The following is a 24697-nucleotide window of genomic DNA, read 5'->3' as shown; positions in this document are numbered from 1 at the left end:
TCCTTTGCGATCAGTTCGCCTGTTAGAAATATCGGGACTGTCTCTTGGGAGGCTTGAAATTCGCTGCCAGCAGAGCTTTGGCGATCGCGAAATGCATCCGGGCACGATCGGGGCGGCGGCGGATGGTGGCGAGCACACCGCGCAGAAAACGTGCGGCGATCCGGTCGGGCATCACCAATCTTCGATTCACGAAATGCCCGATCGCGAGTTCTTCATTGAGAAGTTTGGCCTGACTCCAGACGGTCTCTCCGTGATTGGGGTTGAGGTAGCGGAACTTCTCGCTCTCGATCCGGAGCACGGGCCGCTTGAAGCGCTTCAGATAGTAACGCGTCCATTCCTGATCCTCGGCTGAGAAGACCTCTTCGCGGAAAGGGCGTTCGCGCATCAAAGCCGTGGGTGCCAACGCTGCGCTATTCGAAATCCCGTTGCGCCCGTTGAAGAGCCGAGGGGTGATCGAGACGGGTTCGAGCTTGCTCGGGTCCGGGCATTCGGAATGCGCCGGCGCCCAGTAGACGATCTCGAGATCTCGCGCTTTCATCTCCCGCCAGCCGTTTTCCACGAACTTCGGATCGTCGAAGACAACATGGCTGCTGAAGATCAGCGTATAGGGAAGCGTGTTCGCCGCGACGCCGACGTTGATCGCCTTGGAATAGTTGAACTCGGTGTCGTCGTAAGGCGCGACGGTCGCGCCCAGGGCAGCGAACTGGTCGCGCACCGCTGCATCATGCGAGGAATCCACGATGATGATGTCCTCTGGCGGGAAGCTCTGCTCGCGGAGTTTCGCGATTACCTCTGCAAGCAGCGGCGGGCATTCATAGGCCCTGATCAGCGCCGCATATCGCGGGGACGCGTCGTCGCGTGGAAGCTGCTCGGCTAAAGGTCGGGACTGTGAGGCCATCGTTTCTTGCCGCAATTTGAAAACGCTTTCCTGAAGGCAGGCACGGGCAGGTTTCCGTTCCTGAGTATCGCTTCGAAAAACGGTAGGAGGGCTGCCCCAGCCGAGCAAGACAGCCCGCGCGCCGGAGCCCTCGGTGGCCGACTCGCATATGAGATGCGCCGGTTTCTTATCCGTCGCGCCCGCATCTGCCCAAATAAATTGCAACTCGGGGTCGGATCGGAGGCGCGAGAACCGTCACGCGGTGAAGAGGGCGCAGGGCTCGCTTAGGTTCGAGTGGGGAGTGCTCGATACAGTTCAAAGGTAGCCCAGAGAATGCAGTATCTTTTTGTCGTCACTTACGGTCGGTCCGGTTCAACGGTCCTGCTCAACTTGCTCAACAGTTTGGAGGGGTATTGCATTCGCGGCGAGAATAACGGGATTGCCAACCATCTTGGCATGAGCGTTTCCGTGCTTGCCGAGGCGCAGGAGCACCCGCATGCAAAGTCCCATAATCCGGACGCGCCCTGGTTCGGGATCAACGATCCGAAGGTCGACAGCTGGGGCCAAAAGCTGGCGGGTGCGTTTGTTGAGGAGATCTTACGCCCGGACCCGGACACACGCGTCACCGGCTTCAAGGAAATCCGGTTCACCGCCCATGAGACTACGCTGGCAGAGTACGAGAGCTCCATCGCGTTCCTGACGCAATATTTTCCCGGCGCGCGTATCATCTTCAACACGCGCGATTGGCGCGAGGTCGCAGAGTCCGGCTGGTGGCGCTACGAGTCGAACATGAAACGGATCCGCGATCTGATCGAGGATGCGGACCGCCGTTTCGAAGCGTCGGCCAAGGCGCTCGGAGATCGGGCCTTCTTGATCGACTATGCCGACTACAAGGGTAAACCGGACGGGTTCCGCCCTCTGCTCGAGTGGCTAGGAGAGGAGGTCGACGAGACCCTGTTGGCCTCGGTGTCGCAGAATTGGCTCGTTCACCTGCAGAAGTCACACGATGACCGCGGGAAATTCCTCCGCCTGAAACGCGCGCTTTCGAAGCGTTTCGCGGAGCGCGCGATCAAGAAGTCCGGCGAAACTTCGATGCTTTCGTGAATAGCGCCTTCAACAACTGAGCCATTTCGAGTTCCGGCCCCGCCTTGCGCCCGTTGAACTGCCAGAGCGCGGCGACCGCAGCCACGTAGGCCATGCCGCCTATCGTAATCAGGCTCACCAGACGCACCGCCTCCAGAGGGACGCTCGGCGGCTTCTCCCACAGGCTACCGGTGAGCCAGACGACCAGGGCCATGAAGGCCGCCGCGATTGCCGGGGTCAGGGCGAGTTGCAGCTGCTCGCGCAGCCTGATGCCTGCGATCTGCGTGACCAGGGTCATGTTCCAGATAATGTTGATGACGACCGCCACCGCGCCGCCAATCAGGGCGCCGATGAGCATGCCGTAGTAGCTCGCGCTGCCGAGATACATCCCGAGCAGGATCAGTGGCCATCGAATGAAGAACGCGCGCAGGTCGCGGAAAAAGAGATGCCGTGTGTCTCCCGTTGCCATGGCGATCGGCTGGATCGCCACCGTCGCCTGCAAGGCTAGGATGATCGCCTGTATCTGAATGACGGGGACGGCGGGCATCCACTTCTCTCCCAAGACCAGCGCGACAAGGTCATGGGCGACCACCGCGAGGCCGAAGCCGAAGGGGAAAATCCAGAGGCAGGCAACGCCCTGCACACGTTTATAGGCGGATACGAGTTTTTGCCGATCGTTCTTCACCCGGGAAAAGGCCGGGAAGAACGTCCTTTGCAGGGGTTGGTTCAGCTGCGCGATGACCACATTCGTGATCCGGTTGCCGAAACTGTACTGCCCCAGAATGTTGGTTGGCAGCACGGCCCCGAAAAGCAGCGGATTGGCGCGCCAGTTCATCGCTTGGATCCAGGTGCCCAGTGTGATCCAGATCGAGAAAGAGAGGATCTCGCGATACTTGCTGAAGGTCAGGCGGGGCCGGAAGGGATAGAAGACATAGGACAGAACGATCCGGGCGACGTCTGAAGCCACGGCGCCAAGCACCAAGGCCCAATAGGACCGAAACACGAGTGCAAGCGTAATTGCGACGATCGTGCCGAAGAGTTTCTCGCCGACCTTCATGAGGACGACTTGATGGAAAACCAGTTCTCGCTCGAACAAGGCGAGTTTTGGATTTGCGAGACCGGCGAAGACGAAGGACCCCGCCATCACGAGCAGGATGTTCTGCAGTCGCATATCGCCATAGAGCAACGCGACCGGGTAGGACAGCGCGGCCACCGCGCCCCCGACGATGAGGCCACGCGCGAAGGACATCGAAAAGACGGTGTTGAAATGCTCTTCGGTCGGGGCGTCATGGCGCACCAGCGTCTCCGACAGGGGCATTTCCGCGAGCGACAGAAGAATGGCCATCACTGCAGCACAGATTGCCACAAGCCCGAAATCCTCGGGCACCAGAAGCCGGGCCATGATGATCGTGTTCAGGAACCCGATTCCGTTCGCGATCATGCTTCCGAGCGCGATCCAGACGGCTCCCTTCAGCAGGCGTGTCCGTGTGTCGGTCATCTGTTCTGGGCGTCCTTTCGCAGCAAGCTATGATCGAGGTGGTCGCCCGACGATCAATGGATGAACGTGATATCCGCGCGCGCTTCGATCGCGGAGATGTCCGAAACGTAGTCTTGCTGCATTTTTCGGAATTGGTCCTCGGGCCATGGGGAGAACCGGTCCTGAGCGCCTTGCACCGGATACTCATGCTCCAGAGCCGCCATTCGAAACCGCCATTCCGTCGCTGAGAGCGGTTCAGCGGTCTCGGCCATGGCGCGGATTGCACTGTCGGAAGCGCTTCCCCGCACAGTAGGGTTCTGCAGCGGCTCAAACGCCTCAGCCTCGACGTCACTCAACCCTTCGAGGATGCGGGGCTCGAGGTCGCGGAAATCCTCGTAGCGCCAGATGAAGACATTCGCGTGCGGCAAGGCATCGCGGATGTCGTCGATGATCTGCAGCCACGCCCCCTTTGGTGAGGAAAAGGCGGATGCGAATTGCTCTGGGGGCGGCACGGGAGAGAAGCGGATCGCTTCGCCATAGATCGATGCCAGAAAGTCGGGATAGGACCGGATGCAGAGCCAGATATCCAAGGGGCGATCCGGCAGGAAAGTCGACAAGAGGCTGAGCCGCGATATCGCCGTCGGATAAAACGCCCCGTCGAGGAATTCACCCGTTTCGCCCAACAGGTTCTCTTCGGAAACAAGCAGTTCGTCCGAGGTGTCGAACAGGCTCGAGATCTTCGATCCAAGCTTGTCGAGGCGCGTTGGACGGCCCGAGAGTGCCTTGAGCTTTTCCGACCTGCTCGTGCCTTCGCTTTCCGCCCATGCCTGATGGAAAAGGGGCCGCACATTATTGATCGGCCAGAAAGCGACACCTTGCGAGGCAAGAAGCTTCGCGTTCAATTCGAGGCGCGCCTGGAGATAGGTTGTCGCTGTCTTGTGGGCTCCGAGATGGAGGCGAATTCGGGGCGTCGTCACATCATCCTCCGTCTTCTCACCGTTGCTTCAGGCTGCGGTCGGCAGCCGCCGCTGCGTCTGCGGCCTCCTTTGAAAGGGCCGGTCGCGGCATCTTCATACCAATGGCTTACTGAGGAACGGCCCGCGCTGTGAGGTGCAAAGCGCTGAACGGGGCGAGCGCTCTTAATGAAACCGTACGCCTGCCACACAATTGGCCAATTTTCTGGCCATCGCTAAAATAAGTCGCAGGAATTTCTTCGAATTAGGGGTAATTCCGCGATTTAGCGGAATTCTGGGAGAGCGAACGAGCTTCGCACCTGGGATTAAAGGTGATTCTGCCGCCCATAATCCTCAAATTGGATTCCTAGCGCCCGTTTTTCGTGCGGACCGCCTCCAGAATGGCGCAATTTCGCGGATCGGTGATGCGAAATTTATGCTGCAGGTGCGAAAGGGGCATTTGGTCTTGTTCGTTTCGCAAGGTTACCAAATCGTTAATCGAGGGATTTCAAACTGTCGCTCTTTCACTGGGGGGTGAAAACATGACCTTTGAAACGCGTAAGGGGCACTTCTTTGCTCCGACTACAGTCCATAGTGCTGCTTCTGCTGAACCGCTCGTTGAGCGTCCTGCAGGAGATATTGCCAAGCGTGGGCTCGACCTGCTGCTTGTGCTCGTTTTCCTGCCGCTGCTTGTTCCGCTTTTGCTCGGGGTTGCCGCGCTTGTCTGTATGACGAGTTCGGGGCCCGTGCTTTTCGGACACGTCCGCGTCGGTCGGGGCGGCAAGAAGTTTCGGTGCTGGAAATTCCGGACGATGGTCGTCGATGGCGACCGGATCCTGGAAGAGCATTTCCGGCGTTTCCCCGAAGAGCGCACTATCTGGGAAGAAGAGAGAAAGCTGCATGACGACCCGAGGGTCACGTCTTTGGGGGCTGTCCTGCGCAAGCTCAGCCTCGATGAACTTCCGCAGCTGATCAATGTGCTTGTCGGCGAGATGAGCCTCGTCGGGCCGCGTCCCGTCGTTGACGAGGAGATGCGCAAATATGGCCGCTCTGGCCGTCACTATCTGCGCGTGCGTCCCGGTGTGACGGGCCTCTGGCAGATCAGCGGACGTAGCGACACTGGCTACGCGACGCGGGTGCTTCTCGATCGCCACTACGTGATGTCGTGGAACGTGCTCCTGGATATCAAGGTTCTCGTTCTCACGATCCCGGCGGTTCTGTTTGCGAGCGGGGCGAGGTAGCTGTGCCAATGTCCCGTGTCCCGTTACGGCGTTTCCTCTTTCCGTTGGCCGTAACTGCGCTGACTGCCTTTCCGGCCTATGCCGAAAAGCTTGAAGCCGGTGATGTTGTCTCGCTCAATATCGTTGAGTGGCGCAGCGTCGCCGGTGAAATGGCGCAATGGGCCGCGCTGAAGGGGCCATATGAAATCTCGTCCGACGGTGCCTTGGATATCGGGTTTATCGGGAAGGTCGAGACGAAGGGGCGCGAGGCTGAGGCTGTCGCCGAGGAAATCTCGGCGCGGCTGAAGGATACTTTGGCGCTGACGGAACAGCTCGATGTTCAGCTGAGCATCACGCAGCGCGCGCCGGTGATCGTCGGCGGGCTCGCGAGAAAGCCGGGGCCGGTGGACTTCACCTCCGGGATGACTGTCCGTCACGCCCTCGCACTCGCGGGGGGGCTGACCGGCGTCTCCGGCGATGGGACGATGTCCCAATATCTTTCGATTGCGGCACAGGAGGCCCAGCTGGCGCGGCAAGAGGGCGATTTGCGCCTGCGCATCGCGCGTCTCGACGCGGAACAGGCTGGCACCAGTGATGCGAATTTTCCGACGGCTGCCTCACTCGGGCAGGATGGAGAGCTGCGCGTTGCACAAGAGCAGTCGCTTCTGAAATTGCGGCTCGACTCGGCGAAGCGCAAAAGCGAACTCGTGGACGGGCAGGTGACCCTCCTGACTCAAGAGATCGACAAGTTGCAGCAAAAATCCAAAGGCTTGGACCACCAACGGGAGTTGATTGCAGAGCAGCGCGACAAGGTTGCGCAGCTCGTTGATCGCGGCCTGAGCCCCAGTAACCGGGCAATCGAAGCCGAACAGAAGCTTGCCGCAATCCAAAGTCAGATCCTCGATGTCGACACTGCGATTTTGCGGTCTCGTCAAGCACTGGCCCGCGCCGAAAATGATCGTCTCGATCTGGGCGCCGGGCGCATCACACAGCTGCTGAACGATAAGCAGAAAGCGGAATCCGAACTTTCCGATGTGCGTGAGCGCCTCGACCTTCAACGTGGGTTGATGCGGCTGGCCGTGCCGAGCGCTATCGGCGCAGGCTTGGCAGGCGAAGAGGGCGGCCCGCAATTGCAGGTCGTCGTCACGCCTGCAGGCGGGGGGGCTGCGAAGACCGTTGCCGATTTCGACACGCGGCTGTCACCGGGTGACCTCGTGGAGGTGACGCTTTCGCGTGACCCCAATGAGACAGCGGCCACGACGGAAGCTCCGCAAAAGCAGGCGGCCGGAAGCAACGGCTGAGGCGCGTCCTGCCTATTCGCCCCGCTTTATTCTCCGCGTCGCAATCGGATCGCGTAAACCATCGCGCCGACCGTGATCACCGTGATCGGATCGAACTGGAAGAAATACGTCACTTCGACCAGCGACAGGACGAACTGACGGATCATGAAGGCCGCGAAAAAGATCGTTTCGGCGCGGACATCGCGGATCGCCCAGACAATCACGACATAGCCGGCCCAGAAGACGATGCCGGTCTGCAGCAGCGCGAAGGGCAGGCCGAGCTCCACGGCGTTCGTCAGCAGGGTGTTGTGGAAGTGGAAACCGGATTTCGACGCGATCCCGAACTGCGCCCAGATTTCCTCCGCGACGGGCTGGCCGGGAATCCAGAACGCCTGGAAACCTGTGCCAAGAACCGGACGTTCGGCAATCTGTCTTATCGCGATCGCCCAGAGGTCGGTGCGCCCGGTGAGCGTGACGTCCTTGCCCGTCGAATGGAAGAACCATGACTCGACATGGCTGAAATTCGCCATGATGAGCAGAATTGCCAGAAGCAATAGCATCGACATCATTACGAGCAGGAAGAACCGCTTCCATGCCGAGGTTCGCGAGAGAAGCACGATCCCCACGGCGACGGCCAAAGCCCCCACGCTCGCAAGGATCGCGCCGACGGATTGCGCTTTCACGAGAAGCAGCGCGGCCAGCAGGGTCATCGCCACGCCCGAGTAGCGCAGCCATCGCGGCAGGCTGCGGTCGAAAAACAGCGGCGCCGCCGAGATGAGCAGCATCGAGGCGGTGCTCGCCATTGCGTTCTTGCTGTGGAATATCCCGAGGAAGCCCAGCCCATCTGCGCGCTCGCGCCCCAGCACCGCACTGATGATGTTGACCGCGGCAAACGAGTAGAAAACGGCCTTGTAGTAGTTGAGCGGGGACAGGCGCCGCGCAATCAGGATGGCGACCATGAAGGTGAATGTCAGAAGGATGCCGTATCGAAGGCTGAGAGCTGGCGCATCCGACCAGAGCACCGAAAGCACGGTCCAGCCGGGCAGAGCGAGAAGCCACCACATATCGACGATCTCATCGCGCGAACGCCACGGTTGCCGAAGAATCAGGAAGCACCCCACGATCAGAAAGCCGAGCGCGCCCAGCGTTCCGATCTTCGGCGTGATGTGCAGGATGAACAGCGCCAATGTCGCGAAGAGCGCCGTCGGGCTGATCACGATCTCATTTCGATACGGATAGCCGCCATGTGCAGTTTGGGCCGTCATGGTTCCTTGCACAGCATCGATTCAGGGAATTGGCATGTCTCGCCGAGCGGCGTGTAACCGACCCAGTCGATCGTGTAGCGCAAGGGGCCGGGGGGCTTCTTATAGCGCCCCATCCATTCGCTCAGCGTCTGCGTGCTCCAGAAGGACAGATAGATCTTCTGAGCCGCGCTGGGCACGCCTGAAGTGACCTTCAGGATTTCCTTGCCGTCGGCATACCATGTGATCGCGCCCGGCTCCCAGCGGAAGGCAAGCGTCTGGAACCCTTCGGTCGTCGGTTTCGGCAGGGGGAATTCCCCGCCGCCCATCGGTTTGCCCGAGAGGTATCGATTGAGCGAGACTTTCGAGGGGTCTTTGGTGAGGATCTCGATGTCGATCTCGTCATGCGGCATGCCGTGGACCGGCCCGATATAGGTGAAGAACGAAGCGTTGAGCCCCGAATTCTTCGGCGTGTTCAGCCGCACTTCGTAGGTGCCGTAGCTGTATCTAGCGCGGGTCTGAATCTCGGCGCACAGGTTGGTCTTGTCCGGTCCCGCTTCGGGCAGGAAGAACATGACCAGTTTGCTTTTCTCGAGCTTGAGGGCACGCCGCACCCAGGTGCAGCTCTGGTGGTCGCCGTTGGTCCAGCCATCGGAGATATACCATCGCTTCTTGTTGAAGCTGTCGAAACTGTCGAAGAAGGCACCGCCCAGAGGTTTCTCCGCGCGGGCGAGGCTCGGTGCCAAAATGGCGAGAGCGACGAGACAAGAAAGGATGCGTAAGATCGACATGCAGCCTTTGTACCGCGCCCCGCAGTCGAATCGCTCGGGCTTTGGTGGCACATGCAGGAGGCCTCGGGCGTAGCTGTCTCAAAGCGATGGATTTTTTGGCGTTTCGCTTTCTGTGGCTCGCAAATGCAGCGTGATGCAGACCCGACTTCGGCAGCTTTCTTGTCAGGCGCGCGTGCCGCCGACTCGGCAGCCTGCATGGGCTAGCGTGTCTTCATCACTGGTGGAGACTGTCTTGGCCGAGCGTATCACGGTTATCATGGCGAACTGGTGCGGCGCGTCCTATCTCGCGGCTGCAATCGCATCGCTACGCCGCCAAACCGTATCGGACTGGCGGCTGATCATCTCCGATGACGGATCGGATGATGACAGCGTGGCGATTGCACAGGATTTCGCGCAGCAGGATCCGCGCATCGAAGTGCTGACAGCTGATACGTCTTCCGGCCCGGCCACCGCACGCAATCGCGCGCTCGAGCGGGCCAAAGGCGAGTGGGTCGCCATTCTCGACAGTGACGACCTTATGCATCCAGAGCGGCTGGAGCGGATGCTGGAAGGGGCGGACGCGCTGGGCGCGGATGTTATTGCGGATGACATGGTGTTCTTCGGGACCGTGCCGGGATCGGGCGGTCGCACTTTGCTTGAACCGATGTCCTTGGTGGCTCCGCTCGAGATTACGGCGAAGCTGTGGGTCGAGGCTGCGGCGCCGGAGACCGAGCTCCCGCCGCTTGGGTATCTCAAGCCGATGATCCGTCGTTCGATCCTCGATGATCTGCGCTACGATCCCGACCTGCGGATCGGTGAGGATTTCGATTTCGTCCTACGTCTCTTGTTGAAGGGCGCGAAGTTCTGTGTGTTGCCCGACCCGATGTATCTGTACCGTCGACATAATGCCTCTATTTCGCATCGGCTTTCGTCTGCTGCGATCGGTGCGATGATCCGCGCTCAGCAGCGGTTGTCGGAGGGGCTGGACCCAGCCGTTGCCGTGCAGCTGGCCGCGCGCCATCGCGGATTGCAGAAGATGGCTGAGTTCGAAGCGCTCGTGACCCATCTGAAAGCCCGGCAGTTCCCTGCGGCAACGATGACATTGGCGCGGCGTCCGTCTCTAGCGTTGGAAGTTCTTCGAAGTCTCGCGGAGAGACGCAAAGGCAACGAAGCGATTGGCCCAGAGCGCCGCGCTGTTCAGGTCTCCCTCGGGATCGGGGAAGCGGTTGAGGGGCTGATCGATGAAAACGCAAACGTATCAGTCGCGGAAAGACTACACATCAGCGTACCGAGGCCCGTCGCGCCCGGTGCGATGTGGGCCTCGCCGCCCGCGAAAATGGCCGCGAAGTTGAGCGCCCTTTCCGAAGCGAATGACGTCATTCCGGAGGCTCTGGATGGGGCAGGGGCCTGGGCGCGGTGGCTGTTGCCGCAATGGGCGCAGGAGCAGGCATAGGCGGATTTAACCCGCAGACCGCGCTTTAGTCCTCGGGGCGAAGCAAGAGGCGGAGCGTATTCGTCACCGGTGCGGCGGGTTGCTTTTGCGCACGCAATTTGTCCCGCAGGATACCCGAGGCGATCGGCATGAAGTTCTGCGGCGGTTTAATAGAGAACCCGAAGGCCGCCCCGAGACCGTCCTGCGCCTTGATGTCGAGAAAGCGCCGCAGCAGGTAGCGGTCGCGGATCTGGTCGTGATGCCGACGCATGGCGGAATTCGCGGCGCGGGGCACCGATTGGTCGTCGAGATGTGCAGAGGCCGCTGTCATCAGCGCGCCGAGATCCTTCGTCCCGTGCCGGCCCGAGAGCGAATTTTCCCGCACGCGTGCAGCGTAGCCGCATTCATTGGAGACAAGAAATTTCGCGCCGCGCGCGAGCATGCGCACATAGAAATCGAAGTCCTCGCCCAGCCGCAGGCTTTCGTCATAGCGCAGAGCGTGCCGCTCCAGAAAGGCGCGCGACATGAGCGGTTTGAGAAAGCCAAGTTCGCCCCGCGTCTCGCCGCGTTTGCCCATATTCCCTTCTACGAACCCGGCCAGATCGAGTTCGAAAACGCGCGCATCATCCCCGGGAAGTCGCGAGGGATCGAAGGCCTGCGCCATATCGGCGGGCACGAAGGCGATATTGTCCGCGATCAGATCCCAGCCTTCATAGGCGAGGAGGCGCGAGAAGCGGCCGGGGAGCAGAAAGTCATCTGCATCGAGCACTGCCAGAAACGGGGACCGGGAGGCGGCGATCGCACGGTTCCGGCCTGCGGCCGGCCCCTGATTGCTGTCGTTTCTAAGCACGATCAGACGCGCGTCCCCCGCGGCGGCCTCCTGCGCGGCCTCTGCACTTCGGTCAGTGGAGGCATCATCGACCACGACAACTTCCGCGACCTCTGGCTGTTCGAGCGCAGACCGGACCGCATCGCCGATGGTGTCTTCGGCGTTATAGGCGGTGCTCACGACGCAAATCTCTGGGGTCATTGCTTTTTTCCTCCCACTTCGCCGACGGGCTTCCGTGCGCGGGCGATCACGTTAAGAAAGGTATTTGAAAGAAAGGCTCGATTGCTTTCACGGGCAAGGCGCCACAGGTCGCGCCCGCAGAGGCTTGCAAGAATTTCGCGTCGCCTGGGGAAATTCAGCCCTTTCTTCCAAGGCTGGAAGACCATGTCGCGAACGGTTTCCGCGGAACGACCGGCAAGCAATTCGTGCGATAGCGGCGGGAGGCCGTCTTGCCCGATGCTGGTGGTTGCGAGGGCCATTGCGAAATCCAGCGTTTCCGAAAGACCCGTCTGTCGGGCGAGCTGTTCAAGCTGATCCCGCTCGGCCAACTCGAGGCTCTCGAACGCCTTGATCATGTCGAGGGCCACAGAGCCCGCAGGTTCATGCGAAAGAAAGGCTTTGCAGAGCGTGATTGCGGCGATCAAACACATGTCTGGCGGGGACGGCACCGGCAGTGTGCTGTTCGCGACCGACTGCCTCACCGCCCGATGCAGGAAGCCCACCAAGTTCCGAGGGCGCGGCAAGCCGGGCTGTTGGACGCTATGGTGCAAGTCCACGAAGATGGGTTGGTCGGGCGCTTCGAAATGGCGTTCGCCGAGGAAATGCACCCACCAGCTGCCGAGTTCGGCTTCGGTGGGCTTGAACCCAGCCTCTTCGAGGATCTTTCCCGCCGCGATCCGGTCCTTGGGCGCGACCAGTATGTCGACATCCCCGGACGGCTTGAAAAGGGGCGTGCCGTAGAGCCGGATTTGCTGCAACGGGCCTTTCAGGTGAAGGTGCGGAATCTGGCCAGCATCGAGCGCTTCGGTGATCTCGGCGGCGAGCTTCAGCCCGCGATTATTCGAAACCATTCCGCGCATGCGTCCGAAGTTGAGCTCAGCGTTCACCTGCTCGGCCGCGTCGCCTTGAAGGTCTGGCCACCCGGGGTGCATCAACAGCTTGTTCACGCGCGCGATTTCAAAGAGAAGGCGAGGGTCGGTGCTGATCGGCGGCGCTTGACCGGATGCCATCTTCCTGAGAATTTCGACCTGTGTCGAACAGTCGCGCCGCTTCACGTAAGTGAGCTCTTTCTCCGGAAAGCTCACGCGCCTACCTTCACGAAATCGCGAATCGAATCCATCGAGAGATCAACCCCAGGTTGAATTGCGCGACTTTTTAATTCCCCCAAGGTTGCAATTCTAAATGTCCAGCTTTCTGGCGAAATTTTAACGCGCTCATTTCTTGAGCGGGTTTTCGGACAGGATGCTCGCATATTGGACCCCCTGAAATCGGCCGCGGGAATATTGCCTTGATTTTGCCTGTTATTTTCGCAGCGAACTGAAGCTGTGACGCTCCGAATGGACTAAGGTTTGACTCAAGTGGAGCCTGATTAAAGACTTTAGGAGGCGCAAGCCAAAATGAGTACGTAACGTCAAAAGGGGGTATCTACTGATGAAAACGTATACTCGTCCGCAGCTTCAAAAGCACGGCAAGCTCGAAGACCTGACCCACGGTGCAGGTAGCACCACGATCGCCGACCAGGTGCTGCCGCCCGGTACGGATATTGCGGGTCTTACCTTCTCGTAATTCGTAAAAAAATGAGAAGGACAGGGGCGTGGTCTCGCCTCTGTCCACTCTATGCAACGTGGCTCTCAAGGTGTGGGTGGGTAGTCTATGAATGCAATGTCCCAATATCGGGTTCGTTCCGAATGTGTTGCTTGTCCTTATGGTGACGGCGTCGCGATTTTGGATTTAAATTCCAATGCCTATTTCAGTCTGGATTCTATCGGCGCTATCGTCTGGAATCTATTGGGCGACCAAAAGAGCGTCGAAGAAATTATCGATACGATTTCGGGCGCTTATTCTGTTCCGCGCGACACCGTTGCCGAGGATGTCTCGGTGCTCCTGAGCGACCTTCACGAAAACGGTCTCGTCGAGGCTGCGTGAAATGCGTTGGAAACGGCCGATCCTTCACGACGCTCGACTGTTGTTCGAGGCGCTCGTGACAGTCGTGCGTGTGCGTGTCGATCTGTGGCGCCACCGCCACGATGCATTGCGCAAGACCGTGGTGTCCAACGCCGCGCGTTTTCCGGAGCCGAAAGCCGCCGACCGCGGCACTCTCGCTGAAATTTCATGGGCCGTGGCGGCTGCTGCGCGTCTCGTCCCGCAAGCGACCTGTTTGACACAGGCCACGTCGGGGCAGCTCTTGCTCGCACGTCGCGGGATCGACTCCACCGTGCGCCTGTCGCTGCCGATAGGCGGGGAAGAGTTTCGCCCACATGCCTGGTTGATGTCCGACAATATTATCGTGCTGGGTGGAACGCGCGCGGAATTCGCGCGTCATACGCTGTTGAAGAATATGACGGCGTTTGCGCAAGGCGAGGCGCGCCCATGAACCGGCCCGCACTGCATTGCGCAATTGGCGGTTTCGCGGATCCCGCCAAGCTGGCAGCCGTTCCCGAGCTGCGGAACGCCGTGGTTGAAGCATCCGCGCGGTCTTCGGTTCTCATGTCGGGGCCGCAGACGACGCGCAGCGCAACCGGCGCGCTTGTCGCGGCAGACCTGGACCTGACCCACCTGAGCGACACGGCGCGGCGTCTGGCGATGCCGCCAAACAGCTCGGCCATCGAACTTGTTGCCGCAGCCTATGATCGCTTCGACGACGAGCTCGGCCATGTGCTCGAGGGGGCTTTCGCGATCGCAATCTGGGATCCAAAGCGCGCAACCCTTGTTGTCGTCCGGGACCGGTTTGGTCTCAAGCCGGTGGTCTACCGGGCCAATGCGCGCGGGCTTGCGTTGGCGAGCGATCCCGAAGCTGTCATCGCGATGACCGGAGACCGTCCGGAGCATGACGTCCTCTGGATCACCGAACATCTCTCGGGGCAGCTGACAAATCAGACGCGCACGGCTTGGAAAGATATCGTCCGCTTGCCTCCGGGAAAGCTGATGCACTATCGCGATGGCACCCTGTCGCCCCAGCGCACGTGGTGGAGCCTCGAGCCCCGCGACCTGAGCGCGGCCGAGCAAACTGACGAGGCCTTGCGAGATGCGCTCTCGGACGCCACCGGCGAAGCAATGAGCGGAGGCTCCGCCGCCGCGATGCTCAGCGGGGGCCTGGATTCGAGTTCGCTGGCGATCCTCGCATCGCGCTTGTCGTCGGAACCTTTCCCGACCTACTCGCTGCGGTTTCCCTCTGCGCCTGAACTCGATGAGGGCGAATATATCGATGCCGTTCTGGAGGCCGGAAACTTCCGGCCCAAGATGTTGAATGGCGGCGTTGGAACAGCACTCGATCCAACGCTTTCGGACCTTTTTCTGACGAACCAGCAACAGCCGTTTCCGGGCTTTGGCATGGTGACGACGCACACGATCTGTTCCGCGGCGCGCGCGGATGGGCATGCCGTTCTGATCGACGGGCATGGCGGCGATGAAGTCATCGGAGGCGCGTCCTTCTCCTATCTCAACGAACTCGCCCGGTCCGGTGAGTGGGCGAAGCTTTGGACGTTGCTGAGAAAGCTGCACGGGTTCGCGGGGGGGCGTGGTGCGGTCGCGTCCTTTGTGATGGCCTATGCGCGCCACGGCGGAAACCGTAGCGCCGCGAAATTGGCGGGTCGGTTGCAGCGTCGGCTTTTCAGCTCGAGCGATCCGGCCCAACCGGATTGGTTGAGCATCGTCTCGCCGGAACTGGTTTCGCGCTTGGATCTGCGCGCGCGTTCCGAAGCGGCGAGCACCGCACTCTATTCGGACATGCCATTTGGGTTTGCGACGCATGCGCGCGCGCTCGCCGGGGATCTGACGCCGAGCGCGTTCGAGCTGCTTGATCGAGCCACGCGCCCCATGGGGCTACAATTGCGGTTCCCATTCTACGACCGGCGCGTTGTCGAGCTTTGCGTAAACCGCTCCGATGCGGACAAGATCAAGAACGGACAGCCGCGCGCGCTGATGCGCGATGCGATGAAAGGCATCCTGCCGGAGCATGTCCGATTGAGATCGACGAAGGTCGACTTCACCGCCAACAATCGCCGCGCGATGCGCGAGGATCCGCAGGGACAGTTGCGGCGGTATATCGACAACCCGCCAGAACGACTTGAGCCATACGTCAATATCGCGCGCCTTCAAGAGACCGCGCGGGCGCTGTTCGACACCTCCGCCGATGCCGGTGGATTGGAGGTCATGCAGCTCTGGCGCGCTGCGTGGCTCGACATGTGGCTCGAGCGGGAAGAACGCGCCCGCCAACCGATTGCATCTGGAATAGAACCGATAAGGGAGGTCCACGCGTGACCGAACTCGAACATATTGAAGCCGCGCAGGGGCTCGGCGCCCCCGCATATTCCTACAGCACATATGGCATGCAGGTCGTTTCCGATATTGAACTCCCGGAACTGGCCTCTGTCGTTGCCGGCTCGGTGGCAGAGCCGCGCAGCTTGCGCATTCGCCGCGCGCCGGTGGAACTGCCCGAAAACGCCAGATCTTTGCCGACCTGGTACGAGTTCGGGGCCACGGAAACACGGTTCTACTGGCAAACCGTCGGGGCCTTCTCCGTCAATCTCGACGGTACGGAAATTCTCTGCGAGCCCGCAGAGGGCGTCAGCGACGACCTCATCGCGTTTCCGCTGCTCGGTCCGATCCTGTTCGAGTCGCTCCGGCGTCAGGGGCATTTCGTCCTGCATGCGAGTGCGGTCGCCCTCGGGGGGCAGGCCGTCGTTCTGATGGCGGATAAGGGCACGGGAAAGTCGACCTCCGCGGCGGCATTGCTGAATGCCGGGGGCAAGCTCCTTGCAGATGACCTTGTCGCCTTTACGCCGGATGGGGAGGTTCTGTCGGGCTTCGGTCAGGTGAAGCTGTCCGACGCGGCCCTTGAGGCGCACCGGCCGCAGAAGTCCGTCGCCCGGGGCGATGTGCATGCGGCAATCGACAAGAAGCGGGTGCAGCTTCCTCGCGATGCGACGGCAGAATATGCGGCCCCCGCCGTGCGTCTCTACATCCTCGAACGCGGAGAGGGCGAGATGGCTTCCACCGCCGACGTGGCCGCCAGCCAGTCGCTGCCCGCGATCCTGCGGTTCTCCTACGGGGTGCGCTTCGGAGAGAACCTGCTGTCGGGAGAGCCAGCCAATCGCCATTTCCGGGACGCCGTCGCGCTTGCTGGGAGGGTGAAAGTCCGCATCCTGCGCCTTCCCGCAACGCTTGATGCCATGACCACCCTCGCAGATGCCATTCGCGCCGATCTGAATTCGGATCGCGCAATGACCGGAGACGAGGATTGAGCGACGTTCTCTCCGCCAGGGCGTCTCTCAGCGAGGCGCGCAACCTCTTCACGACGATGCGTCGTGCGGCGGGCAACAAGCTCTATATCGCCTTGGGCATGCTGATGCTGAGCAGCCTCAGCGAAGGCATTTCCGTCCTTCTGCTTCTGCCGATCCTGAGCCTCGTCTCCCGTTCGGAGGAAGGCGCGCCGATCATCGAGATCACTGAGCGCGAATTCATGGGCGTGACGCTTCCCGCCTTTACGCTCCCGCTCGCCGTGCTGCTCTCGATGCTCGTCTGCTTTCTCATTCTGCAGGCTTTGTTCAATCGGATGCGCACGGTCTATGTCACCGACATCCAGCTGAGGTTCTCCGCGATCTTGCGGCATGGTTTGTTTTCCGCCATCGCCGAGAGCCGGTGGGATCATCTGGTTCGCCAGCGCAACGCCGATCTGGAACATGCGCTGGTCGGCGAGGTGGAGCGGGTTCGGATGGCATCGATGTTGTTGATGTCGCTTATCCAGGGCTCTGCATCGCTTGTGCTCTACGTGGCGCTGGGGCTCATGATTTCCGTGCCGATGACGGTGTTATCCGCCGTATTTGGCGTCGTCGCCTTTCTCGCCCTCAGGCCTTACCGGAAAATGTCGGCGGAATATGGTGTGAAGCTGCAGGGGCTTCGTCGCGATCAGTTTCGTGCGGTCTCGGGTTTCCTGTCGGGGCTCAAGACGGCGAAAGCGATGAACCTCGAGGAGGCGGAGATCGCGGGGTTCGACGCGATCCTTGATATGGAACGAACCGATACGCGCGAATTCGCGCGGCGCACCGCGACCGGCTCCGGGATTTTTCAGATCGCTCAGGCGATCGGCGCGGTGATCTTCATTTACCTGTCGCTCGTGCAGCTCGGCCTCGCGATTTCCGAGATTGTCGTCTTGCTGCTCGTGATGATGCGGCTGGCCCCGCGGTTCATGACGCTTCAGCAGCAGGCGCAGATGTTTTTGGTGAATTTACCGGGGTGGCAGCACATTCGAAATGTCCAGGGTGAGATGATCCGCCAGCGCGACGTTGCAGCGGGATTGCCGATCGCGACGCGCGCGCCATGGCACGAGATCCGGCTGGAGAACGTATCCTATCGTCACGGCGAAGGCCTGCCGCGTGCTTTGGAGGATGTCAGCCTTACGGTTCGCGCGGGCGAGGTGACGGCGCTGATCGGGCCGTCGGGCTCTGGAAAATCGACCATCGCGGATCTGATTTGCGGCCTCATCCGGCCCGAGACCGGCAAGATCCTCATCGACGGTCAAGACCTCGATCCGATGGATATCCGGAGCTGGCGGCACCGGATTTCATACGTCACGCAGGACACCTATCTGCCACCGATGACGGTGCGCGAAGCTCTGCAAGTTGGCGCGCCGGAGGCGGATCAGCAAGACATGGAGGCGGCCCTCCGCGTCGCGTCCGCGGACTTCGTCTTCTCGCTTCCCGCGCAGCTCGACACTCTGCTGGGCGAGCGTGGCGTGCTGTTGTCAGGGGGCGAACGCCAGCGGATCGCGCTGGCACGCGCTTTGCTGAGAAAGCCCGAGCTGCTGATCCTCGACGAGGCGACGAGCGCGCTCGATTGGCAAAGTCAGAACCGTATCGTGGCGAACCTTGCGAAGATCGAAACCCCGATGGCTATCCTCACGATCGCGCATCGTTATTCGATGGTCGAATTCGCGGATATGGTTTTCGCGTTGGAAGAGGGTCGGATCGTCGAAAGCGGTGCGCCTGCGATCCTGCGCACCAAGCCCGACGCAAGGTTCATGAAAATGCGTGATGCCGAACGCAGCACGAGCCGCGCGGTGTGACATTAAACGGTGCGCTGAAGCTCAGCGATTTTCCTGATTGAGGTAGGCGCCGCGCGAAACTTGCGACGTCGTATTGTCGTCCGAAGCCTCGCGACCGGCTTGCGCGCGCCCTTGATTCTTTCTCCGGGCCGTTTCCTCGCGGGTCATGATGGCGACGAGGCCGACGTACAGGATCTGACCGAGAAAGAAGATCGCAATACACAAAATCGCGACCATTCCCAAAGACATGCCATTCCAGAACCCGACCGCGCCAGCGATGATCGTGACAAGAGTCAGGACGACGAGAAATGGCATCAAGCGCATGGCTTGGCACTCCGAAACTTGGGCTGGGTTCAAGCGGTTACCTTCTCGATAATAACCGGTCAAGCATTTGAAATTCAATTGTTGCGTGTGTTGGTATTTGTGCCGCGCATTTCGGGCTTGTCCCAGCTTTTTCCCGGATCCCCGAAATATCCGTTGTAATCTTCGAAATAGGCCTCGGTGCTGGAGACGTCGACGAAGTCACGCAAGTCTTCCATATCCACGCGGTTCAGCACCGTTCCCAAGAGGCGCTCGCGCAAAGCTGCATTGGCCGAGAGGATGCGGTTCAGCATCAACTTCGGCGTCTTGCCCCAGCTTGCCACGAGGAGCACGGTGTCGAGGTTCGGGATCATGGCACGCGCATCGACGATCGCGCCGAGCGGGGCGAGGTCGATGATCACGAAATCGAACTCGCTGCGCACCTCGGCGATCAACTCGCGCATGCCGCGTGAGGACAACAGCTCGGCGCTGTGGGTGAAGCCATTCGGCGGAATGCAGGGCAGGATATGCACACCGGTGCCTTCCACCTCACGCACCAGGTTGCGCCAAGGCGCGCGGCCGGCGAGCACTTCGACAAGTCCGTCGCCATGGCGGAAGCCGAGGCGCTGGCTGAGCCCCGGGCGCCGGATGTCGCTATCGATCAAGAGCACCCGTGCGTTGGACATGTTGAGCACGGCAGCCAGATTGAGAGAGACCGTCGATTTGCCTTCCTCGGGACGTGCGGAGGTGACCCCCAGAACGATTGCCCCGGTCTCGACCGGCGCGCGGATTTCTGCGGCGAGCCGCACGCTGCGCAAGGTTTCCGCGAAGAAAGATCTGGGGTGGCGCACGGCGTAAATGGCGCTTTCACTGGTCGAATGCGACCCGTTTCTCGGTTTCGAGATATTCTCGGCGAGCCCGTCCCGCAGGTTCTGGAACACGGCGGTGCTTGTGATCGATCGGACCGGTTCCGACTGCGCCGAGGTTTCGAACTCCGGCAGATAGCCGAGGAACGGTCCACCGGTTTCGTCCTGAACGTCATCCGAGGTACGCAGGAAACGCTCCCGCCATTCCTGCCAGGCCGTGATCATCATCCCGATGATCAACCCGAGCACGATCGAGATCGCAAGCGCGCGCTTCGTGCTCGGGCCGACCGGGTTGCGCGGCACGTCCGCCTTGGTCAGGATCCGCACGTTCGAGACGGGGAAGGATTTCTGTTGTTCGATCTCCTGAAACTTCGTCAGGAACGCCTGGTACAGGGTCGAGAGCGTGTCGGCGCGTTGCTGCAGCGCGCTATATTGAACCTCGACGGTGCCGGAACTCGTGTCGCTGTCGATCGCGAGGCCGAGGCTGTTCTTGAGCGCATCGACCTTCGCTTCGGCGCTTGAAAGATCGCTCTTCGCCTGTGCGCTTCCTTGCTTGAGAAGGGTGAACAGGCGTTCCGCAGCCGCCTGAACCTGTCGTTGGACCACCTTATACTGCGGGTGATCTTCGCCGAAGTTCGTCTTGATCTGATTGAGCATCGCCAGCGAGTCGGTGAGCGTATCGCGGGCTTGCTGCAGGGCCGGGTCGCTTCCGCCGCCAACCCCGGTGGAGCCGCCATCGACGAGGGCTTGGACCCCACCGGCAATGATCTGGTTGTAGGTATCGACGCGCGCCCGTGCGCGGGCCACATCGCTGACCGCATTGGCCATCTCGGCATTGAGCTGGACGACGGAATCCTTTGTCATCGAAACGCCGCGCGAGGAGACGAGCCCATGCTCGGCCCGGAAGGTCTCCGCATCGAGCGCGGCTTGTTGCGCCTGATTTTGCAGCTCCGTCAGGCGGTCCTGCATCCAGTTCGTCGTCCGCTCGGTCGCTTCGAAATTCGCGTTGAGGACATCGGCGATGTAGCCCTCGGCGAGCGAATTCACGATCGCGGCGCTCATGGCCGGATCGTAGGACTCGTAGCTGATAGAGATCACGGAGCTTCTGCCGACACGCCCGACATCGATGCGCGCTTGCAGGGCGCGCGCGGCGAGGTCTTGCCGCGCGGCGGTGATCTGTTCGGGCGTCAGAGTGGTTGTGCCGCTCGGTTCGGGCTTCGAGCGTAGCCAGTTGATCGGTGTGCGGATCGTGTTGATCGCGCCGCCGATCAGCCGGGAAAACAGCGAGCTCGGCGGCGACGTGAAGGAGGGATTGTCGAGAAGGTCGAGCTCCTTCACGACCGATTGCGAGATCCGGTCGGAGCGGATGATCAGCCGGGCATCCTCAAGCGCGGACTCGCTGAGATTGTTGCTCTCCGAAGCCCCGAGCTGTTCGATCGACCGGCTGATATTCGCATCCAGCAGCAGCAGTGAATTTGCAAGGTAACTGCGCGGCGTGGTCGCCAGATAGATGATCCCGAGGATACCGAGGATCACGACGGGCACGATGATCGACCACCGCCGACGACGCAGGATACGCGTGAGCTGGCCCAGCGTTACGGTTTCGGGCGGTTTCGAGATCGGCCGCTCGAGATCGTTGCTGGTATCTGCGAATTTGAATTGCGTCTGTCTCAAGAGGTCGTTCCTCGCGCGTTGCGCCTTGAGGCTGTGTTGTGCGTGGCATCGGCAGATGCGCCGCCATAGATTTCCGTTCGGCTTCCGCCGGCAAGTCGCCAGACGACACCAATATGCAAGGCCGCGCGCATCAGATTCCGGTTGCGCGCCAAGAGGTCGGTGACGTGGCCCAGCGAAAGTCCGAGACAGGCGAGTGCTTTCGCACCGGCGCGTCCGAGTTCGATCATTCGTGCAGCGAACGTCTTGCCCTGCGAGACCAGAACGGCATGGGTCTGGCCCATGCGGAAGCGGCGCCGCAAAAGCCACGAAAGCCGCGCGCGTTCAGCAGGCACATCCTCTTCGAGCCACGCGTCCGGGGCGTAGGCAAGCGTCCCGCCGCGGCGCTTGATCTGGTCGAAGAAGATCGTGTCTTCGCCGCCGCTGCGACCGAATTCGGGATCGAACCGCAGGCCAGAGACGGCGGGGTGTTTCAGGTCGAGCAACACGTTGCAGGTGTAGCCCGCGCGCACGCGCCCTTCGCTATCGTGCTCGGCGAGGGTGTCGTGGATATGGCCAGCGCGCATCCATTCGGGAGCCGCGTCATTGTGGTAGGCGCGCACGGGGCCGATCACCGCGGCGCTCTCTTCGGATTGGCGCGCCTCCATCAGGGCAGGGAGCCAGCCGGGTAGGGCGCGCTCGTCATCATCGAGGAAGGCGAGGCAGTCCAAGTCTTGCGCCTCGGCCGCGTCGAGAACCGCATTGCGCGCGATCGAGATGTTGTGGGCGGGCGCGTGCAGATAGTGCAGCTCGAAGGGAAGCGGCACCGAACGAACCCGGTCTTCGGACGAGGGTTCAAGATCGTTATCCGCGACGATGACGCAGATATCGAGATCCGGCGGGAGCGTTTCGGCAAGCGACGCGAGGGTGTCGCGCACGATTTCGCGGCGATAAGTACACAGGCCGATGCCGATCTTGTCGTTGCGCTTCGGACTGGTCACTCGGGCACCCCGCGACAGATGGTTGGAATGCTATTGCCCAAAATCTGCGCCCAGAACCCCGCGGACCAGGCCAGATGCATGATACCCGCAATCGGGCCAGCCGTGAGATTGGCGAGGCGCTTCGTCTGGATCGCGATCGCCAGTCCAGCAACCGCGCAGCCCAGAAGCCAGATGATCGCGGGCAGGGCGAAGACCGGGTGCAGCGGGGCCAGCACGACAAGAGCGAGTGCCGGTGCCAGAGCTGCGACGATCGCCTGTCGCATCGCCGGGCGTTCCCGATGCAAGGCAAGCGTGCGGGCGCGTCCCTTGCCGAACCGGAAATATTGCGACGCGAGATCGCGCAGGGATTTGCGCGGGAAGTAGCGGACGAAGGTGCTTGCGGTCAGCCAGATCTTGAAGCCCGCGCGGATCAGGCGGTGGTCGAGTTCCGCATCCTCGTTATGGCTGAATGTGGTGTTGTAACCCCCGACCGACCGAAAGGCGTTCAGCCGAAACAGGGCATGATGACCGTGAGTGACCCAACGGCCTTCCCCTGCGCCGCGATGTGCCGACCCACCATTCCCAAAGCGCGAATTCTGAGCCCGCGCGATCTGGGTCTGCAACGGGGAGACACCTTCGGCGCGCATCCGCACGACGACGCTGTCGGCGCCAGTCACAATGGCCTCGTTCATCAGCGTTTCGCAGAAATCGCTCGGGTAGGCGCTGTGTGCGTCCACACGGATCAACCATTCCGCGTCGTCGCCGAAACGCTCCACGGCGAGGTTGACCGCTGCGGCCTGCAGCCTGTCGGGGTTGTGCAGCAGGACGATTTGCGGCGTTTCCTGTGCCATTTTCTCGACTATGGCGCAGGTCCCGTCCGTCGATCCGCCGTCTGCCACTATGACGGTCGCGTCTTGGGCGCGCGCGAAGGGCAAAAGCGCCGAGATGACCGAGGCGATATGGTCGATCTCATTCAGCGTGGGGATGACGATGAGAATGCGGCTCACGATTGCGCCTCCCGCAGATGCGTGGCGTCGCTGCGAGGCGCGCCAAGCGTGGGAAGATCCGCCAACCAGGACACGAGCGCGCGGCATTCTGCGTGACCCGCCTCCCAGGTGGAGCGTGGCTTTGCAGCGACCGCTTGCCGAAGCTTCTGGAGATCCGCATTGCTCAGGTCGGTAAAGGCTTGCGCGACCGACGCGCTCGACGGTTCTGCCACCTGAACCCCGATGCCGAGAGTTTCGGTACGTCGTGCGACCTCGGTTCCCGACAGAACCACCGGGACCGCACCATGCAGGCAGCCTTCGTAAAGGCGATTTGGCAGCAGCCAGTCCGAATTCTCTCCGGCCTCGTAGCGGTCGATCAGCCAGGCAAGATCGACCGCGTCGTAAATCTCATCAAGATCATCGGGCGCAGTATAGGGGCCGCCAAATTCGAGATCAGGATTTGCGGCGACGCGCTCATGGAAATCCGGGAGTTGATCGAGCGCCGGACGTCCGCGCAACTTGATCCGGAAATGTCCCGGTGCGTTGCGGGTGAGTTCGTCGAGCGTGTCCAGCGACCAGCGGCACCGGAGAATTCCATTCCAGCCAATCTGCAGCGGCCCCTCCAGAGGGCGCGTGCGTGTGCTAAGCTGTGCCGGATCAAGCGCGAGCGGCTTGTTTTCAATCAGGCACAGGTGCGGCGCGAGCTTCTCGAACGGCTGAGGGTGGCCGCGCTTGAACCCTTCCGAGGAATACAGAAGCCCCGAGGCGGATTTGAGCGCCGCCGCTTCAATCGCGCGGATCGCCTTGGACGCCGGACCGTTCCCCGACAACAGGCGATGCACGTCGAGCAGTTCGTAGACGAGACGTGCCGTCGGTGCGCGTCGCTTGAGATACGCCCCGAGCGCGAGCATTTCGAGATTGCGAGCGATGATGACATCGGTCTCCTGGAGCGTCGGAAACTGCTTGTCGAGACCGGGGAGGGCCTTGAGCACCGAGAGCGCGCGCTGCGCCATTTTCCCGTTTGCGGTATGCCCGAGAATGAGCGCAGGCTCCGGCAGTGGCCGCGCTGAGCGTTGGAACCCCGCAAGCGTCACCTCGGCGCCGCCAGCGCGCAACATCTGAACGCGTCGCCAGATCGCGGCATCATCGAGGTCATGAACGAGGTAGATCAAACGCATCTTGAAAGCCGTCTTCCCTGCGCTCACGCTGCCGCGCGATCAACGGCGTGGCAGTCACCGATCTGCACATGGTCCGCGTGACCGTCAGTCTGCAGGGGCGGGACATTCGCATCGGGCCCACTTCGAGTCATTCAACTTCCTCCAGATCGCCTGAAACGCGGCGCGGAGCGGACGAAAACCAACCACCGCAAAATCAGGCTTCGATCTGGGCAGTTTCCGGTCAAATGCTAAGGAGGGCAGGTTTGCCGAATTACCGCGCGGCATGCGGAAACGTCGCGCGAATATCCAAGGCGCTTAGAAACTGTGCGTAATGT

22 protein-coding genes are annotated in these 24697 nt (G+C 61.3%); 10 read left to right on the top strand and 12 right to left on the bottom strand.

Annotated elements, in window-relative coordinates:
• Positions 1-22: 22 nt before the first annotated feature.
• Positions 23-1102: a glycosyltransferase family A protein gene (locus tag BMI88_RS10510; protein ID WP_146673545.1), complete on the bottom strand. Its 1080-nt coding sequence runs from the start codon at positions 1100-1102 to the stop codon at positions 23-25.
• Positions 1103-1210: 108 nt separating this feature from the next.
• Here BMI88_RS10510 and BMI88_RS10505 point away from each other — a divergent pair, with 108 nt between their 5' ends.
• A complete protein-coding gene (locus BMI88_RS10505; RefSeq protein WP_078548399.1) occupies positions 1211-1981 on the top strand; it encodes a sulfotransferase in 771 nt (256 codons plus the stop codon).
• On the opposite strand, the gene BMI88_RS10500 is transcribed toward BMI88_RS10505, so the two are convergent.
• A complete protein-coding gene (locus tag BMI88_RS10500; protein ID WP_078548396.1) occupies positions 1947-3458 on the bottom strand; it encodes a lipopolysaccharide biosynthesis protein in 1512 nt (503 codons plus the stop codon). The two genes, BMI88_RS10505 and BMI88_RS10500, sit on opposite strands and share 35 nt — an antisense overlap.
• A gap of 53 nt (positions 3459-3511) precedes the next feature.
• The gene (locus tag BMI88_RS10495) at positions 3512-4285 is read right to left on the bottom strand and encodes a hypothetical protein (RefSeq protein ID WP_143595010.1); all 774 of its coding nucleotides are present in this window, start codon (positions 4283-4285) and stop codon (positions 3512-3514) included.
• Positions 4286-4932: 647 nt separating this feature from the next.
• On the opposite strand from BMI88_RS10495, the gene BMI88_RS10490 reads away from it, so the two are divergent.
• Positions 4933-5631: a sugar transferase gene (locus tag BMI88_RS10490; protein ID WP_078548390.1), complete on the top strand. Its 699-nt coding sequence runs from the start codon at positions 4933-4935 to the stop codon at positions 5629-5631.
• Positions 5556-6911 carry a polysaccharide biosynthesis/export family protein gene (locus tag BMI88_RS10485; RefSeq protein ID WP_146673544.1) on the top strand — a complete coding sequence of 452 codons (1356 nt, stop codon included), beginning with the start codon at positions 5556-5558 and terminating at the stop codon, positions 6909-6911. Before BMI88_RS10490 ends, BMI88_RS10485 begins: the two co-directional genes overlap by 76 nt.
• Positions 6912-6937: 26 nt before the next feature.
• Here the strand turns inward: BMI88_RS10485 and BMI88_RS10480 are convergent, their stop codons facing one another.
• Both BMI88_RS10480 and BMI88_RS10475 read right to left on the bottom strand, forming a co-directional pair.
• Positions 6938-8155: an O-antigen ligase family protein gene (locus BMI88_RS10480; RefSeq protein ID WP_078548385.1), complete on the bottom strand. Its 1218-nt coding sequence runs from the start codon at positions 8153-8155 to the stop codon at positions 6938-6940.
• Positions 8152-8922 (bottom strand): family 16 glycosylhydrolase, encoded by a 771-nt coding sequence (locus BMI88_RS10475; RefSeq protein WP_078548383.1) that lies wholly within the window; start codon positions 8920-8922, stop codon positions 8152-8154. The genes BMI88_RS10480 and BMI88_RS10475 overlap by 4 nt, the downstream gene beginning before the upstream one ends.
• 232 nt (positions 8923-9154) lie before the next feature.
• Between BMI88_RS10475 and BMI88_RS10470 the strand changes: the two genes are divergently transcribed.
• Entirely contained in the window at positions 9155-10354 is a 1200-nt protein-coding gene (locus BMI88_RS10470; RefSeq protein WP_168173969.1) for a glycosyltransferase, read from the top strand.
• A gap of 25 nt (positions 10355-10379) precedes the next feature.
• On the opposite strand, the gene BMI88_RS10465 is transcribed toward BMI88_RS10470, so the two are convergent.
• Entirely contained in the window at positions 10380-11363 is a 984-nt protein-coding gene (locus tag BMI88_RS10465) for a glycosyltransferase family 2 protein (protein ID WP_078548379.1), read from the bottom strand.
• Entirely contained in the window at positions 11360-12466 is a 1107-nt protein-coding gene (locus tag BMI88_RS10460; RefSeq protein ID WP_078548377.1) for a nucleotidyltransferase family protein, read from the bottom strand. The genes BMI88_RS10465 and BMI88_RS10460 overlap by 4 nt, the downstream gene beginning before the upstream one ends.
• Positions 12467-12812: 346 nt before the next feature.
• On the opposite strand from BMI88_RS10460, the gene BMI88_RS19920 reads away from it, so the two are divergent.
• From BMI88_RS19920 to BMI88_RS10435, 6 genes are all read left to right on the top strand, one after another.
• On the top strand, positions 12813-12947 hold the full coding sequence (locus BMI88_RS19920) for a hypothetical protein (RefSeq protein WP_256365664.1): 135 nt from the start codon (positions 12813-12815) through the stop codon (positions 12945-12947).
• 87 nt (positions 12948-13034) lie between these two features.
• The gene (locus tag BMI88_RS10455) at positions 13035-13307 is read left to right on the top strand and encodes a PqqD family protein (protein WP_078548375.1); all 273 of its coding nucleotides are present in this window, start codon (positions 13035-13037) and stop codon (positions 13305-13307) included.
• Positions 13308-13347: 40 nt separating this feature from the next.
• On the top strand, positions 13348-13755 hold the full coding sequence (locus tag BMI88_RS10450; RefSeq protein ID WP_210402027.1) for a lasso peptide biosynthesis B2 protein: 408 nt from the start codon (positions 13348-13350) through the stop codon (positions 13753-13755).
• Positions 13752-15641, top strand: a complete 1890-nt coding sequence (locus BMI88_RS10445; protein WP_078548371.1) for an asparagine synthase-related protein — start codon at positions 13752-13754, stop codon at positions 15639-15641. The genes BMI88_RS10450 and BMI88_RS10445 overlap by 4 nt, the downstream gene beginning before the upstream one ends.
• Positions 15638-16624, top strand: a complete 987-nt coding sequence (locus BMI88_RS10440; protein ID WP_078548369.1) for a hypothetical protein — start codon at positions 15638-15640, stop codon at positions 16622-16624. The genes BMI88_RS10445 and BMI88_RS10440 overlap by 4 nt, the downstream gene beginning before the upstream one ends.
• A complete protein-coding gene (locus BMI88_RS10435; RefSeq protein WP_078548367.1) occupies positions 16621-18444 on the top strand; it encodes an ABC transporter ATP-binding protein in 1824 nt (607 codons plus the stop codon). The genes BMI88_RS10440 and BMI88_RS10435 overlap by 4 nt, the downstream gene beginning before the upstream one ends.
• 21 nt (positions 18445-18465) lie before the next feature.
• Here the strand turns inward: BMI88_RS10435 and BMI88_RS10430 are convergent, their stop codons facing one another.
• The 5 genes from BMI88_RS10430 to BMI88_RS10410 form a co-directional block, all read right to left on the bottom strand.
• Positions 18466-18747 (bottom strand): hypothetical protein, encoded by a 282-nt coding sequence (locus BMI88_RS10430; protein WP_078520455.1) that lies wholly within the window; start codon positions 18745-18747, stop codon positions 18466-18468.
• Between the two features lie 74 nt (positions 18748-18821).
• Positions 18822-21263: a GNVR domain-containing protein gene (locus BMI88_RS10425; RefSeq protein WP_146684035.1), complete on the bottom strand. Its 2442-nt coding sequence runs from the start codon at positions 21261-21263 to the stop codon at positions 18822-18824.
• On the bottom strand, positions 21260-22240 hold the full coding sequence (locus tag BMI88_RS10420; RefSeq protein WP_078549768.1) for a glycosyltransferase: 981 nt from the start codon (positions 22238-22240) through the stop codon (positions 21260-21262). The genes BMI88_RS10425 and BMI88_RS10420 overlap by 4 nt, the downstream gene beginning before the upstream one ends.
• A complete protein-coding gene (locus tag BMI88_RS10415) occupies positions 22237-23226 on the bottom strand; it encodes a glycosyltransferase family 2 protein (protein WP_246831861.1) in 990 nt (329 codons plus the stop codon). Before BMI88_RS10415 ends, BMI88_RS10420 begins: the two co-directional genes overlap by 4 nt.
• On the bottom strand, positions 23223-24383 hold the full coding sequence (locus tag BMI88_RS10410) for a hypothetical protein (protein ID WP_078548360.1): 1161 nt from the start codon (positions 24381-24383) through the stop codon (positions 23223-23225). Before BMI88_RS10410 ends, BMI88_RS10415 begins: the two co-directional genes overlap by 4 nt.
• Positions 24384-24697 lie beyond the last annotated feature (314 nt).

This window comes from Thioclava sp. F36-6, from assembly GCF_002020305.1.
GTDB classification, from domain to species: Bacteria; Pseudomonadota; Alphaproteobacteria; order Rhodobacterales; family Rhodobacteraceae; genus Thioclava; species Thioclava sediminum.
The sequence above is the reverse complement of the archived record's forward strand: the minus strand, read 5'-3'. Positions and strand labels throughout refer to the sequence as shown.

Coding starts and splice junctions, on each gene's coding strand:
- BMI88_RS10505 (WP_078548399.1), top strand. CDS start 1,211: ATGCAGTATCTTTTTGTCGTCACTTACGGTCGGTCCGGTTCAACGGTC.
- BMI88_RS10500 (WP_078548396.1), bottom strand. CDS start 3,458: ATGACCGACACACGGACACGCCTGCTGAAGGGAGCCGTCTGGATCGCG.
- BMI88_RS10490 (WP_078548390.1), top strand. CDS start 4,933: ATGACCTTTGAAACGCGTAAGGGGCACTTCTTTGCTCCGACTACAGTC.
- BMI88_RS10480 (WP_078548385.1), bottom strand. CDS start 8,155: ATGACGGCCCAAACTGCACATGGCGGCTATCCGTATCGAAATGAGATC.
- BMI88_RS10475 (WP_078548383.1), bottom strand. CDS start 8,922: ATGTCGATCTTACGCATCCTTTCTTGTCTCGTCGCTCTCGCCATTTTG.
- BMI88_RS10465 (WP_078548379.1), bottom strand. CDS start 11,363: ATGACCCCAGAGATTTGCGTCGTGAGCACCGCCTATAACGCCGAAGAC.
- BMI88_RS19920 (WP_256365664.1), top strand. CDS start 12,813: ATGAAAACGTATACTCGTCCGCAGCTTCAAAAGCACGGCAAGCTCGAA.
- BMI88_RS10455 (WP_078548375.1), top strand. CDS start 13,035: ATGAATGCAATGTCCCAATATCGGGTTCGTTCCGAATGTGTTGCTTGT.
- BMI88_RS10445 (WP_078548371.1), top strand. CDS start 13,752: ATGAACCGGCCCGCACTGCATTGCGCAATTGGCGGTTTCGCGGATCCC.
- BMI88_RS10430 (WP_078520455.1), bottom strand. CDS start 18,747: ATGCGCTTGATGCCATTTCTCGTCGTCCTGACTCTTGTCACGATCATC.
- BMI88_RS10410 (WP_078548360.1), bottom strand. CDS start 24,383: ATGCGTTTGATCTACCTCGTTCATGACCTCGATGATGCCGCGATCTGG.